The sequence below is a fragment of the Roseomonas sp. F4 genome, assembly GCF_053891155.1.
Genome location: NZ_JBSSHK010000002.1, coordinates 574,643 through 587,675 on the forward strand (window position 1 = coordinate 574,643; position 13,033 = coordinate 587,675).

Consider the following 13,033-nt stretch of genomic DNA (forward strand, 5'->3'; position numbering starts at 1 on the left):
AACAACTGTAACGATAGTGCCGCGCGAGGATCGGGCGGCACGATGCCAGGGTCTAGGCCGGAAAATCCGACCTACCCGATGATGTAATGTTTCGCGCTGGACGGCAATTCGTAAGGGGCAGCGTCATCAAGAATTGGTGATGCCCCTGTGGTCCCGCCATGGCACGCCATGTGAGTCACGTATGCCACCCGCCGGCATTCCGCCGGCGGGGTCAGGAGGCTCCACGATGGAGATTTCGGGCGTGGGCGGCACCGGAGGTGCCGCCCTGCTTCAACAGGTACGAGGTCGGCGGCCGCAACCGTCGGAGGCGGCAGAAGCTGCCGGGTCGTCCTCGGCAGGGCTTGCCCAGGCGTCGGCAGGATCTGCCGCCGATGGCACACGGCTGGCCCTCGGCACAGCCGAAGACCTGCCCCGGGCCAGCCTCAGCGGGGCCATGCTGAACATCCTGTTCAGCGCCCAGGCCGAGGCGGGATCGGGCGACGCAACGCCGGAAGCGCAGGTAGAAGTCGCAACACGGCTGACCGCCATGCTGCAACGTGCCCTGACGGCCTATCAGCCGGAAGACGCCTCGGCCGCAGGGACCGGGCGATCGGTGAGTATCTGATCGGTGAGTATCTAGGGACCAGCCTTTCGGACCCGCACAAGACGTGATTTAGGCGCAAAATGCGCCACATCCTTCCGTCAGTCCCGCGGCGCCGCCGCCCGCGCCAGGCGATCCAGGATCGCCTCCCCCAACCCCTCCGCCGGTACCGGCATCGCGGCGATACCCGCCAGCCCCAGGCGTTGCCCTTCCGCATCCAGCCAGCGCAGGCCTGAAAACAGCCGCGCCGCCGCCTCCGCCACATCGCCGCCGGGCGACAGATTCCACAGCGCCCCCGCCCCGGGCAGCGGCTTCGGACCGAAGGCCAGCAGCGCCTCATCCGCGCCCACCACCTTGGCCTCCAGCCGCAATGGCAGGGACGGGGCGTAATGGGACAGCAGCATCCCCGGGCTGCGCAGGCTGCGCGTGGCCTCGGCGGCCGAGAGCGGCAGGGGGCGCCCGACCGGCCCGATCACCGCCTCGATCGCCGCCGCCGGCACCCCGCCCGGCCGCAGTAGCACCGCCCCCGCGCCGGTCAGGTCGAGCACCGTGCTCTCCACCCCCACCGGGCAATCGCCACCCTCCAGCACCGCCGCGATGCGTCCCCCCAGCCCCGCCAGCACATGCGCGGAGCTGGTCGGGCTGACCTGGCCGGAGCGATTGGCGGAAGGCCCGGCGATGGGCCGCGCCACCTGCCGCAGCATCTCCAGCGTCACCGCATGCGCCGGCACCCGCACCGCCAGCGTGTCGAGCCCCGCACCCGCCAGCAGGTCCACCCGGCAGGATGGCCGGCGCGGCAGCACCAGGGTCAGAGGCCCCGGCCAGAATGCCTGGGCCAGCGCCACCGCGCGGGCATCCGCCACCACCTCGGCAAAGGCCGCCTCGGAACTCGCAAAATGGCAGATCAGCGGGTTGAAATGCGGCCTGCCTTTGGCCGTGAACACGGCGGCCACCGCGGTGCCGTTCCAGGCATCGGCGCCCAGCCCGTAGACGGTTTCGCTTGGGAAGGCGACCAACTCGCCCGCGCAAAGCAGCGCGGCGGCCTCGGCCGGATCGGTCAGCAACCGGGTCATGCGCGCCCCTCCGCCAGGAAGCCGGGATTGCGCCAGCCGGGCTTGCCATAGCGCAGCGCCACCCCGTCCCAATCCGCCATGCGTCCCCCCGCCGCGATCAGCACCGCCTCCGGCGCCGCCGTGTCCCATTCCATGGTCGGGCCGCGACGCGGATAGAGGTCCGCCGCCCCCTCCGCCACCCGGCACAGCTTGGCCGCCGAGCCCAGCGGCACCAGCTGCGCCACGCCGCGATCGGCCAGGAAATCGACGATGCGCGGGTCCCGTCCGTGCCGGCGGCTGACCATCGCCACCGGGTCCCGCGCCAGCGCCCGCGCCAGGATCGGCCGCCTTTCGCCCGCCGCCAGCTTCCAGGCGCCGCGCCCGACAACCCCCGAAAATACCTCGCCAAAGGCCGGCAAAGCGACGGCGCCCAGCACCGGCCGCCCGTTTGCCACCAGCCCGATATTCACCGCATAGCCGTCCAGCCCCTCGGCAAAGTCCCGCGTGCCGTCCAGCGGATCGACCAGCCAGAAGCGGCCCTGCGGCACCGCCACCGCGCTGGCCTCATGCGCTTCCTCCGCCACCACCGGGATGCCGGGCGCGGCTTCCAGCAGCCCCTCGACGATCAGCGCCTCCGCGATCCGGTCGGCCACCGTCACCGGCGAATGGTCGCGCTTGCGCTCCACCACGAAGCCCGCCGCGCGCACCGCCATGATCGCCGCCGCCGCCTGCGCGGCCAGGCGCTCCGCCAGCGCCAGAAGCTCGTCCTCATCCATGCCCTAGCCTCTAGCCGCGCGATGCGACGCAAGCGAGGCCCCGGTTGCGACGAAGGCGGCGCGAAGTGATAGGCTGCGTGTCATAAAAACTCGTCGGATCACGTCCCCATGCCCGATATCGCCTTCGCGAAGCCCACCCTGCCGCGCTCCGCCACCCTGGTGCTGCCGCTTCCCGAAGCCGAGACCCCAGCCGCCGGCCTCCACGCCGAGGCCGATGCCGCGACCGGCGGCGCCCTGACCCGGGCGCTGGAAGCCGCCGGCTTCAAGGGCCGAAAGGGCCAGACCACCACCATCTGGGCGCCCGGCGGCGGCCTCTCCAAGGTCGTCGCCATCGGCCTCGGCAAGCTCGCCGACCTGACCCCCCAGGCGGCCGAAGCCGCCGGCGGCAGCATGATCCCCGCCTTGGCCCAGGACCGGGAGGCGACCATCGCCGCCGATACCCTGCCGCCGGCCCTCGCGGCATCCCTCGCCATGGGCGCTCTGCTGCGCGCCTGGCGTTTCGACCGCTACCGCACGAAGGAGAAGGAGGAAGACAAGCCGAAGCTCGAACGCCTCGCCTTCGCCACCTCCGACACCAGCGCCGCCAAGCAGGCCTTTTCCCCCATGCGCGCGGTTGCGGACGGCGTGTTCCTGACCCGCGAACTCGTCAGCGAACCACCGAACATCCTGCACCCCACCGAATTCGCCGACCGCTGCAGGGCGCTCGAAAAGCTCGGCGTCGAGGTCGAAATCCTCGGCCCGAAGGAGATGAAGCGCCTCGGCTTCGGCGCCCTGCTCGGCGTCTCCATGGGCAGCGCCCAGGAACCGCGCCTGGTCGTCATGCAATGGAAGGGCGCGCCCAAGTCCAAGAAGGCCAAGCCCCTCGCCTTCATCGGCAAGGGCGTCACCTTCGACACCGGCGGCATCTCCATCAAGCCCGCCGGCGGCATGGAAGACATGAAGTGGGACATGGCCGGCGCCGGCACCGTCGTCGGCCTGATGGCGGCGCTGGCCGGCCGCAAGGCCAAGGTCGATGTCGTCGGCCTGATCGGCCTGGTCGAGAACATGCCCTCCGGCACCGCCCAGCGCCCCGGGGACGTGGTGAAATCCTATTCCGGCCAGACCATCGAAGTCATCAACACCGACGCCGAAGGCCGTCTCGTCCTCGCCGACGTGCTCTGGTACTGCCAGGAACGCTTCGAACCGCGCTGCATGATCGACCTGGCGACGCTGACCGGTGCCATCATCGTAGCACTCGGCCACGAACACGCCGGCCTGTTCTCCAACGACGACGACCTCGCCCAGCGCATCCTCGCCGCCGGCCAACTCACCGGGGAAGCCGCCTGGCGCATGCCCCTCGGCGACGCCTACGACAAAGCCATCCGCTCCGACATCGCCGATATGAAAAACGTCGGCGGCCGCCCCGGCGGCGCCATCACCGCCGCCCAATTCATCCAACGCTTTATCAACACCAAACACGGCCCCATGCCCTGGGCCCACCTCGACATCGCCGGCACCGCCTGGACCAACAAAGACCACCCCACCATCCCCAAGGGCGCCACAGCCTACGGGGTACGCCTCCTGGACCGGCTGGTGGCGGATTGGGACGAGGGCTGAGCGATGACGGCTGCGCGGGTGGTCTTGCAGGGAGGGCTCCGCCCTCCCTGCACCCTCCCGCGAAGGGGCAGTGGCCCCTTCGAACCCATGGATGAGGGGCAGGAAGGAGGAGGGGCCGGCGCGCGCGCTGAACCCGCGGCCCCGCCATGCCCCTCCTCCTTCCTGCCCCTTAACGGGATCCCAAAGGGACCACTGTCCCTTTGGCGGGGGTGCAGGGGGCAGCGCCCCCTGCAAATCACCCGCACACCCTCATGCTGAAGCTTCGTTTCAAGCGCCCCCCAGCCGATCCGGCGCATCCCGTGGCTTGGCCCTTGGAGGGTGGTGGCGGGTCTGTGCCGGTGGGGCGGCGGGCGTGGGAGGAGGCGGGGGCGGGCGCGGCGGCGCGGGTGTTGGAGCGGCCGCAGGTGCGGGTGGGGTTGGAGGGAGCGGCGCCGGGGGATGTGGCGGCGTTCGTGGCGGGGATGGTGCTGCGGGCCTGGCGGTTCGAGGGGTATCGGACGCGGGTGAGGCCGGGGTTGGAGCGGGTGACGGTGCTGGTCGATGACCCGGCGGCGTGCCGGGAGGCTTGGGAGGGGGTTGAGGCGGGGGTTCGGGGGTGTCTGTTCGCTCGGGACCTGGTGGCGGAGCCGGCCAATCATTTGACCACGCGGAGCTTCGCGAAGCGGTTGGAGGGTTTGGCCGAGTTCGGGATTCATGTGGATGTCTGGGGTCGCAAGCGGCTGACGCGGGCGGGGTTCGGGGCTTTGCTGGCGGTGGGGGGTGGCAGTGCCAGCCCGCCTCGCATGGCGATTCTGCGCTGGCGCGGCAGTTTCGATGCGCCGCCGGTGGTGCTGGTCGGCAAGGGGCTGGTGTTCGACACCGGCGGCATTTCGATCAAGCCGGCCAAGGGCATGGAGTCGATGCGGGCCGATATGGCGGGGGCGGCGGCCTGCGCGGGGGCGATGCTGGCTTTGGCGTTGAGGCGCTCGCCGGCGCCGGCGGTGGCGGTGCTGGCGATCGCGGAGAATGCGACGGGGGCGGAGTCCTACCGGCCGGGCGATGTGCTGCGCACCGCCTCGGGCCGGACGGTGGAGGTGGTGGACACGGATGCGGAGGGGCGGCTGGTGCTGGCGGATGCGCTGCATCACGCGGTGACGGCGCTGCGGCCGCGGGTGGTGGTTGATGCGGCGACGCTGACCGGCGCGATCGTCACGGCGCTGGGCCATCACCGCGCCGGCCTGTTCGGCAATGACGCGGCGCTGCTGGCGGCCCTGGCGGCGGCGGGGGAGGAGGTGGGGGAGCATCTCTGGCCCATGCCGATCGGCGCGCGGCATCGGGAGGATTTGCGCTCCGACATCGCCGATATCCGCCAATGCATGCCGGCGGGGATTCGCTTCCAGCCGGATGCCAGCCATGCGGCGGCCTTCCTGGAGACGTTCGTGGGCCAGGCCACGCCCTGGGCGCATCTGGACATCGCGGGTGTGGAGACGCGGGACAAGGCCGATGCGCTGGGCCCGGCGGGGCCGACGGGCTTCGGCGTGCGGCTGCTGGATCGGCTGGTCGCGGCGCAGTATGAGGAGCCACCGGAACCAGTTGGTGGCCGCCCCTGATGGCCGATTACGGATTCTACCACCTCACCCGCAGCCCGCTGGAACAGGTCCTGCCGAAACTGCTCGGCCGGGTCCTGGCGGGCGGTGGCCGGGCCATGGTCCGCATGGCGGAGCCGGCGCGGCTGGAGGCTTTGGACGCCGCGCTCTGGACCTCCCAGGACCCGGACTGGCTGCCGCATGGCACGCCGAGGATCGGCCATGCGCCGTTGCAGCCGATCTGGCTGACCACGGAGGATGCGGGGCCGGAGGGTGCGCCCAATGGCGCGAAATTCCTGTTTCTGCTGGAGGGCACGGAGAGCGCCCGGCTGGCGGCCTTCGACCGCGTGCTGGACCTGTTCGATGGCGGCGATGACCAGGCGGTGGCCGCGGCGCGGGCCCGCTGGCGGGCGGCCAAGGCGGCCGGCCATGCCCTGACCTATTGGCAGCAGGGGGCGCGGGGCTGGGAGAAAAAAGCCTAGGAATTTCGACCTTCTTCGGTCTATGTTCTTGTAATGTTCTCTAGAGAGCAGGATGAACAGCCATGCAGATCGAAGCCCACCGCCTGCGCGACACCCTGTTTGAGCCCACCGAGCATATGGGGCCGGAGATCACGCCCCGCTTCCTGGTGATGCACTACACCGCCGGCGGATCGGCGCGGAATTCGGTGCGGGCGATCCAGGATCGCGGGCTTTCGGCGCATATCTTCGTCGATCGCGACGGCACGGTGATCCAGACGGTGCCCTTCAATCGCCTCGCCTATCATGCGGGTGCCTCCCACTGGCGCGGGCATGACGGGCTGAACACCAGCTCCATCGGCATCGAGATCGCCAATCTCGGCTGGCTCGACCGGAAGGAGGGCGCCGGCTGGACCCGCGCCGGCCTCAACCGGGTGCTACCGGCGGAGGAGGTGGTGGTCGCCGCGCATCGGAATGGCGGGCCGATCATGGGATGGGAAGCCTATCCCGAGGCACAGTTGAAGGCGGTGGAGGCGCTGACCCGCGCCATCCTCACGGCCTATCCGACCATCCAGGAGGTGGTCGGCCATGACGACATCTCCCCCGGCCGCAAACAGGACCCCGGCCCGGCCTTCCCCATGGCACGCTTCCAGAACCTGCGCAGCGCCCTGGCGGCGAACGACCTCGGCGCCTTCGAGGTGGCGTCGCGGGACACGCTGAACCTGCGCGGCGGCCCCGGCACCGGTTTTGCCGTCCTGCGCAAGCTGCCGCCCGGCACCATGCTGCGCGTGCTGCGGGAGGATGGGGATTGGCGCCTGGTGGACCTGCAAGGCGACGCCGTCCCCGACGGCTTCGTCCACGGCGCCTTCCTGCGGCGGATGGGGGCCTAGCCCCTCGCGCAACAGACCCCTCTCCCCCCGACGGGGGGAGAGGCAGGGTGAGGGGCTTGGCAGACGATCCGCCCGTTGGATTACGGGCGTCTGTTCAACATTGGTGCAGCTGGTGGCATGGCCCCCCTCACCCAACCCCCTCCCCCTGCGGGTGGAGAGGGCCCCCCCCCTCAATCCTCCAGCTTCACCCCGGTCAGCTCCACCATCTCCGCCCAGCGCGACACTTCCTGGCGCTGAAACGCCGCAAATTCCGCCGGCCGCAGCGGGTCGATGGTGAAGCCCGCGGCGGCCAGCCGGCGCTGCGCATCGGCATTCTCCATCGCGCCCAGGAAGGCGCTCGCCAGGCGCTCCGCCAGCGGCGCGGGCAGGCCAGCCGGGCCGAACAGGCCGAACCAGGCATCCACCGCCATGAAGGGCACGCCCGCCTCGGCCGCCGTCGGCACATCCGGGAAATCCGCCAGCCGCGCCGGCGCGCCCACCTGCAGCGCCCGCAGCCGCCCATCGCGGATCAGCGCCGCCACGGTGGGGAAGGTGGAGGTGTAGAAATCCACGATGCCCGAGACCGTGTCCGTCGCCGCCGGCGCCGCCCCGCGATAGGGCACATGGGTCGCGTTCATGTTCGACCGGCGGACGAAGGTCTCCGAGATCACATGGCTGGCCGAGCCGGCCTGGGAGGAGGCATAGGTCACCCGCCCGCCATCCCGGCCCATCGCCGCGAGCTCGGCCATGCTGCGCGCCCGGGAATTGGCCGGCACCACCGTCGCGTGATGCACCGTCCCCATCTTGGCGATCGGCGTGAAGCCCTCCACCACATGGAAGGGCAGGCGGGCCATCATCGACTGGTTGGAGGCATGGGTCTGGTTGTGCCCGACCATGATGGTCAGCCCATCCGGCGCGGCGCGCGTCGTCAGCTCCGCCCCGATCACCCCGCCCGCGCCGGCGCGGTTATCCACCACGATCAACTGGCCCAGCGTGGCGGAGGCGCGTTCGGCGGTGACCCGGGCCAGGATGTCGGTCGGCCCGCCGGGCGGGGCCGGAACCACAAGCCGGATCTGGCCACCGCCCTGCGCCAGGGCCGGCGCGGACAGGCCAGCGGCCATCAGGGGAAGGGCAAGGACGCTGCGGCGGCGGATCATGGGCGTTCTCCCGGGCTTTGCTGCCGTGTCGCAACCGCGTCCCGGGGCGTCAAGGGCCGATCACCTCCGCGGCACGGATGCGGGGTTTCTGTTGCGCGCGGTGGGGCGCGCGGTCAGGATGCAGCCAAGCGAGATTTTTCAACCAGAAGGTGAGGCCCATGCAAGCCGAACCCCCCATCCTGCTCCCCAGGACCCCCGCCGAGCCCTGCACCCAGCGGGCGCTCTGGCCGACCTTCCTGCGCCGGACCCTGGCGGAGGAGGAGGTCGTGCCCGCCGTCAGGCCGCGTCCAACTGCTCCGACAGCTTCAGCCATTCCTCCTCCAGCGCCGCGGTCTGACGGGCAATGACCACCTGGCGGGTATTGGCCCAGGTGATGTCCTCCGGCTTGCGCTTGGCATAGGTCGCGGGGTCGGACAGGCGCTTCTCGATCAGCCTGCGCTCCAGCGCCAGTTTTTCGATGTCCTTCTCGATCTCCCGCAGGCGGGTCCGCATGGGGGCGAGGGCGGCGCGACTTGTGGCGGATTTCCGGCGTTCACCCGCCTTGCCGCCGGCCTCGGCCTCCCGCCCGCCGCCGCTGCCGCCCCGGGCGCGCTCGGCCAGCAGGGCGCGGTATTCGTCCATGTCGCCGTCGAAGTTGCGCACGGTGCCATCCGTCACCAGCCACAGCCGGTCGGCCACCAGCTCCACCAGATGCGGGTCATGGGTGATGATCAGCACGGCGCCGCCGTAATCGGCCAGGGCGCGCACCATCGCCTCCCGCGCATCGATGTCCAGGTGGTTGGTCGGCTCGTCCAGGATCAGCAATTGCGGCGCGTCGCGGGTACACAGCGCGAGCAGCAGCCGCGCCTTCTCCCCGCCCGAGCAATTGGCGATCTTCGTCTCCGCCCGCTCCACCGTCAGGCCGAACCGCGCCAACTGGCTGCGGCACTGGCTGATGGTGGCATTGGGCAGCGCCGACTGCATGTGGGACAGCGGCGTGCCGGTGGCGTCCAGATCCTCCGACTGATGCTGCGCGAAGAAGCCGACGCGCAGCCGCGGCGCCCGCTTCACCGTGCCGCGCGACGGCCCCAGCCGCCCGGCCAGCAGCTTGGCCAGCGTGGACTTGCCGTTGCCGTTCGCGCCGAGCAAGGCGATGCGGTCGTCCTGGTCGATGCGCAGGTCGAGGCCCTTCAGGATCGGCGGGCCGCCATAGCCGACATCGACCTGTTCCAGGGCGAGCACGGGGGGCGCCAGCTCCTCCGGCTCGGGGAAGTTGAAGGTGCTGGCGGCGTCCTCGACCACCGCCTCGATCACCGGCAGCTTCTCCAGCGCCTTGATGCGGGACTGCGCCTGCTTCGCCTTGGTCGCCTTGGCGCGGAAGCGGTCCACGAAGGACTGCATATGCGCCCGCTGCGCCGCGATCTTGCCGCGCTGCGCCTCCACCTGCGCCGCGCGTTCCGTGCGGATGCGGACGAAGCGTTCGTAATTGCCGGGGTAGTAGAGGATCTTGCCGCGATCGAGATGCGCGATCCCATCCACCGCCCGGTCCAGCAACCCGCGATCATGGCTGACGATGATGGCCGCGCCGGCGAAGCGGCTGAGCCACCCCTCCAGCCACAGCGTCGCCTCCAGGTCGAGGTGGTTGGTCGGCTCGTCCAGCAGCAGCAGGTCCGGCTCCAGGAACAGCGCGCGGGCGAGTGCCACGCGCATGCGCCAGCCGCCGGAGAAGGAATTCAGCGGCCGCGCCTGCGCCGCCGCGTCGAAGCCGAGGCCGGCCAGCACCGTCGCCGCGCGGGCCGGCGCCGCATCGGCCTGGATCGCCATCAGCCGCTCATGGATTTCCGCCACGCGATGCGCCTGGTCGTCGCGTTCCAGCGCCGCCAGCAGTTCGGCACGCTCCGTATCCGCCTCCAGCACCGCTTCCAGCAGGCTGGACTCACCCCCCGGCGCCTCCTGCGCCACCACGCCCATGCGGGCGCGTGCGGCCAGGCGGATCTCGCCGCCATCCGGGATCAGCTCCTTGGTGATGGCCTTGAGCAAGGTGGACTTGCCGGCACCGTTGCGGCCGACGAGGCCGACCTTGTGGCCGGTGTCGAGCGTCAGCTCGGCCCCGTTGAGCAATTCCCGCCCGCCAAAGCGGATGGTGAGGTCGCGGATGATGAGAACGGTCATGGGACGGCTTCATAGCCGGCCTTCCCCGCAAGGCGTAGGGGCTTCAGTTCCGTGATGGCGGGACCCGCAGGTTGTGCGGGACCATCGTTGGCACGCGGATCGGCTCCACACGGAAGCCCGCGGCGCGGAGCAGGGCCGGAAGGCTCTCGCGGCCGCCGAAATGCGCGGCACCCGCGGTGACGATCAGGCTTTCGTGCCGCAACCGCGGCGCCAGCCGGTCCGCCATCACGCGGTTGCGCGCATCGAGGATGTAGGCGCCGGCCACCCGGGCGTCCTCGCCTTCTCCGAAAAGGATCGCCAGGAACAGGGCGGCCACCGTCTCGAAATCGCCGTCGAGCTTCACCTGCAGCAGCCGTGCAGGGAGTGTCTCCGGGTCCAGGCCAGCGATCACGGCAGGGTCTTCCAGGATCATGTCCACGTCACGGGCAACGATCCGCAGCATGACCGGGCTGGGAATGGCTGCCCAATGACCCATGCCCTCGGCCGATGTCTCCAGCCCGCTGAGCGGCAGCCCCAGATGTTGCGCAATGGCCCTGAACCAGGGATCGCCACCCGAGGCATTGGGGCCATCCACGACCCGCGGCGCAAGCTGTGTCGGCGCGCCCCTCGCTGCCGTGAAGGCCGGGCAGGCCGCCGGATCGCGCGCCGTGGCCGTGCCCACTCGGTCCAGCAGCAGCCAAAGCCCAAAGGCGTTGTTGCGGCTCAGCGGCGTGCCGGCGGATCGTGTGCATTGCAGGGCGGCTTCGAGCAACGCCATCTGCCGAGGGCTGAACTGGGCCGCGAGATCAAGCGGCTGCCTGGCCAGGACGAGATCCAGCGAGAAATTGCCTGCCTCGATGGTCTCAAGAACCACGCCGTCCCGCCCCTGGAAGACCGAGAGATGGGGCGGGAGAATGCCCGTCATCATCCTGTGCGCGCCGGGTATCAGGATCGATTCCGGCCCATCACCCTGCGCCGGCGTCACGCGGAAGGCCGCCAGGCTCTCCGGCAAAGGCGGGCGTTCCGCTGGCGATGCCGCGACCAGAAGGAGGCCTGCCATGGCCAGCAGGGTGCGGCGCCTCATGCCGTCTCGCTCCACACTCGGCGCGTTCCTGCGCCAACCGTTTCATATCCGGCCTTTCCCCCCGCGCGTAGGGGCTTCAAGCTGCCGCCTCCTCCAGACAGGCCCTGACCCATGACCGACGAGACCTTCATGCGCCGCGCCATCGCGCTTTCAGCCCAGGCCGCCGCGACGCCCGGCGCGCAGCCCTTTGGGGCCGTGGTGGTGAAGGACGGGCAGGTGGTGGGGGAGGGGTTCAACCAGGCGATCGGCAAGCTCGACCCGACCTCCCACGGGGAGACGGAGGCGATGCGCGATGCCTGCAACCGGCTCGGCACGCTGGATTTGAGCGGCTGCACCGTCTTCACCAGCTGCGAGCCCTGCGCGCTGTGCGTCGCCGCGATGCAGATCGCGAAGGTGGAAGCGGTGGTCTACGCCGCCGCCATGGCCGACAGCGCCCGGGTGCTGGCCGATGTCGGCCCGGCGCGCCGCGTGCGCGTGGACAGCGTGGCGCTGCGCCTCGAAGCCTCCGCCCCCATCGGCACCCATCGGATGAAGGCGCGGCGGGCCTTGGTGGCGGAGGCGGTGGGGGTGCTGGAGGCCTGGGCCGCGCAGCCGTAACAGCGGCAACCCTTGCGCAGTCGTGAAACCCCGCCTATCCGGCGCGCCACCAACCAAGGATCACCATTATGGCCATCGAGCGCACCTTCAGCATCCTCAAGCCCGACGCCACCCGGCGCAACCTGACCGGCAAGATCAATGCCGTGTTCGAGGAGGCAGGCCTGCGCATCGTCGCCCAGAAGCGCATCCAGATGTCCCGCGCCCAGGCCGAGAGCTTCTACGGCGTGCACAAGGAGCGTGGCTTCTTCAACGACCTGGTGACCTTCATGATCTCCGGCCCGGTCGTCGTGCAGGTGCTGGAAGGCGAGAACGCCGTTGCCAAGCACCGCGACGTGATGGGCGCCACCAACCCGGCGAACGCCGCCGAGGGCACCGTCCGCAAGCTGTTCGCGGAGAGCATCGAGGCGAATTCCGTCCACGGCTCCGACAGCCTGGAGAACGCCGCGATCGAGATCGCCTACTTCTTCGCCGGCACCGAAATCGTCGGCTGATTTTTTGCTAAAGCCCTCTCCCCCCGACGGGGGGAGAGGGTTGGGTGAGGGGGGGCTTCACCCCGGCAGCAGCCGGTCCAGGATCGCCTCCACGGTCAGCGCCGAAATCCGCTCGGCCTCCGCATCCTCCAGCCGGCACACATCCTTCAGCGCCAGCCAGGCTTCGACCCCCGTCGCGCCCGACAGGGCATGCACCAGCGTGGCGATATCCGCCGGGGCCATCCGCCCGCGCAGCGGCGCCAGCGCCAGCTCATACATTGGCAGCCGCCGCCCGCCGCGAAGCTGCGGCACCGCGCCGGCCTCCGCCTGGGCAGAGGCCTCCAGCGCCTTGGCGAGAAACAGCCGGAAGGCGCGTTCCTGCGCCCGCGTCGCCGCGAACAGGTAGCGATGCACGCGGCGCACCCGCTCCCGCACCTCCGTCGCATCCCCCACCACCTCCGCCGGGCTGGCAAAGGTGCCGTCGAGCGCCGCTTCCATGGTCAGCGTCTCGGCGGCGGTGAAATAGCGATAGGCGCTGGCCTTGGAGATTCCCGCCTCCGCCGCCGCCGCCGCGACGGTCACCGGCGCGCCACGCGCCATCAGGGCGCGGGCGGCGGCCAGCAGAGCCTGGCGGGTGCGCAGCTTCTGGGCGCTGCGGCCGGATTCCAGCGAGGTGGACAAGTCTCATTCCTTATAAGA

The 13,033-nt window shown here is 70.7% G+C and carries 13 protein-coding genes; 7 read left to right on the forward strand and 6 right to left on the reverse strand.

The window, feature by feature from the left end; all coding sequences use genetic code 11:
- Positions 1-226: 226 nt before the first annotated feature.
- A complete protein-coding gene (locus ACVFYP_RS10060) occupies positions 227-604 on the forward strand; it encodes a hypothetical protein (RefSeq protein WP_499200036.1) in 378 nt (125 codons plus the stop codon).
- 77 nt (positions 605-681) lie between these two features.
- Here the strand turns inward: ACVFYP_RS10060 and ACVFYP_RS10065 are convergent, their stop codons facing one another.
- Together ACVFYP_RS10065 and cysQ are read right to left on the reverse strand one after the other, a co-directional pair.
- Positions 682-1,653, reverse strand: a complete 972-nt coding sequence (locus ACVFYP_RS10065; protein WP_499200037.1) for an L-threonylcarbamoyladenylate synthase — start codon at positions 1,651-1,653, stop codon at positions 682-684.
- On the reverse strand, positions 1,650-2,408 hold the full coding sequence (gene cysQ, locus ACVFYP_RS10070) for a 3'(2'),5'-bisphosphate nucleotidase CysQ (RefSeq protein WP_499200038.1): 759 nt from the start codon (positions 2,406-2,408) through the stop codon (positions 1,650-1,652). The genes ACVFYP_RS10065 and cysQ overlap by 4 nt, the downstream gene beginning before the upstream one ends.
- Positions 2,409-2,516: 108 nt before the next feature.
- Between cysQ and ACVFYP_RS10075 the strand changes: the two genes are divergently transcribed.
- The 4 genes from ACVFYP_RS10075 (at position 2,517) to ACVFYP_RS10090 (ending at position 6,917) form a co-directional block, all read left to right on the forward strand.
- The gene (locus tag ACVFYP_RS10075; protein ID WP_499200039.1) at positions 2,517-4,004 is read left to right on the forward strand and encodes a leucyl aminopeptidase; all 1,488 of its coding nucleotides are present in this window, start codon (positions 2,517-2,519) and stop codon (positions 4,002-4,004) included.
- Positions 4,005-4,303: 299 nt separating this feature from the next.
- Positions 4,304-5,593 carry a leucyl aminopeptidase family protein gene (locus tag ACVFYP_RS10080; protein WP_499200040.1) on the forward strand — a complete coding sequence of 430 codons (1,290 nt, stop codon included), beginning with the start codon at positions 4,304-4,306 and terminating at the stop codon, positions 5,591-5,593.
- Positions 5,593-6,051, forward strand: a complete 459-nt coding sequence (locus tag ACVFYP_RS10085) for a DNA polymerase III subunit chi (protein WP_499200041.1) — start codon at positions 5,593-5,595, stop codon at positions 6,049-6,051. Before ACVFYP_RS10080 ends, ACVFYP_RS10085 begins: the two co-directional genes overlap by 1 nt.
- A 62-nt stretch (positions 6,052-6,113) precedes the next feature.
- The gene (locus tag ACVFYP_RS10090; protein WP_499200042.1) at positions 6,114-6,917 is read left to right on the forward strand and encodes an N-acetylmuramoyl-L-alanine amidase; all 804 of its coding nucleotides are present in this window, start codon (positions 6,114-6,116) and stop codon (positions 6,915-6,917) included.
- Between the two features lie 170 nt (positions 6,918-7,087).
- On the opposite strand, the gene ACVFYP_RS10095 is transcribed toward ACVFYP_RS10090, so the two are convergent.
- The 3 genes from ACVFYP_RS10095 to ACVFYP_RS10105 form a co-directional block, all read right to left on the reverse strand.
- Complete coding sequence (locus ACVFYP_RS10095; protein WP_499200043.1) at positions 7,088-8,053, reverse strand: Bug family tripartite tricarboxylate transporter substrate binding protein; 966 nt, start codon at positions 8,051-8,053, stop codon at positions 7,088-7,090.
- A gap of 276 nt (positions 8,054-8,329) precedes the next feature.
- The gene (locus ACVFYP_RS10100; RefSeq protein ID WP_499200044.1) at positions 8,330-10,204 is read right to left on the reverse strand and encodes an ABC-F family ATP-binding cassette domain-containing protein; all 1,875 of its coding nucleotides are present in this window, start codon (positions 10,202-10,204) and stop codon (positions 8,330-8,332) included.
- 43 nt (positions 10,205-10,247) lie between these two features.
- Entirely contained in the window at positions 10,248-11,267 is a 1,020-nt protein-coding gene (locus ACVFYP_RS10105; RefSeq protein WP_499200045.1) for a TraB/GumN family protein, read from the reverse strand.
- 111 nt (positions 11,268-11,378) lie between these two features.
- On the opposite strand from ACVFYP_RS10105, the gene ACVFYP_RS10110 reads away from it, so the two are divergent.
- Both ACVFYP_RS10110 and ndk read left to right on the forward strand, forming a co-directional pair.
- Positions 11,379-11,864, forward strand: a complete 486-nt coding sequence (locus tag ACVFYP_RS10110) for a nucleoside deaminase (RefSeq protein ID WP_499200046.1) — start codon at positions 11,379-11,381, stop codon at positions 11,862-11,864.
- A 68-nt stretch (positions 11,865-11,932) separates the two neighbouring features.
- Positions 11,933-12,355 (forward strand): nucleoside-diphosphate kinase, encoded by a 423-nt coding sequence (gene ndk / locus ACVFYP_RS10115; protein WP_499200047.1) that lies wholly within the window; start codon positions 11,933-11,935, stop codon positions 12,353-12,355.
- 57 nt (positions 12,356-12,412) lie between these two features.
- Here ndk and ACVFYP_RS10120 read toward each other — a convergent pair whose 3' ends face one another.
- Positions 12,413-13,015 carry a TetR family transcriptional regulator gene (locus ACVFYP_RS10120; RefSeq protein ID WP_499200048.1) on the reverse strand — a complete coding sequence of 201 codons (603 nt, stop codon included), beginning with the start codon at positions 13,013-13,015 and terminating at the stop codon, positions 12,413-12,415.
- Between the last annotated feature and the right edge of the window lie 18 nt (positions 13,016-13,033).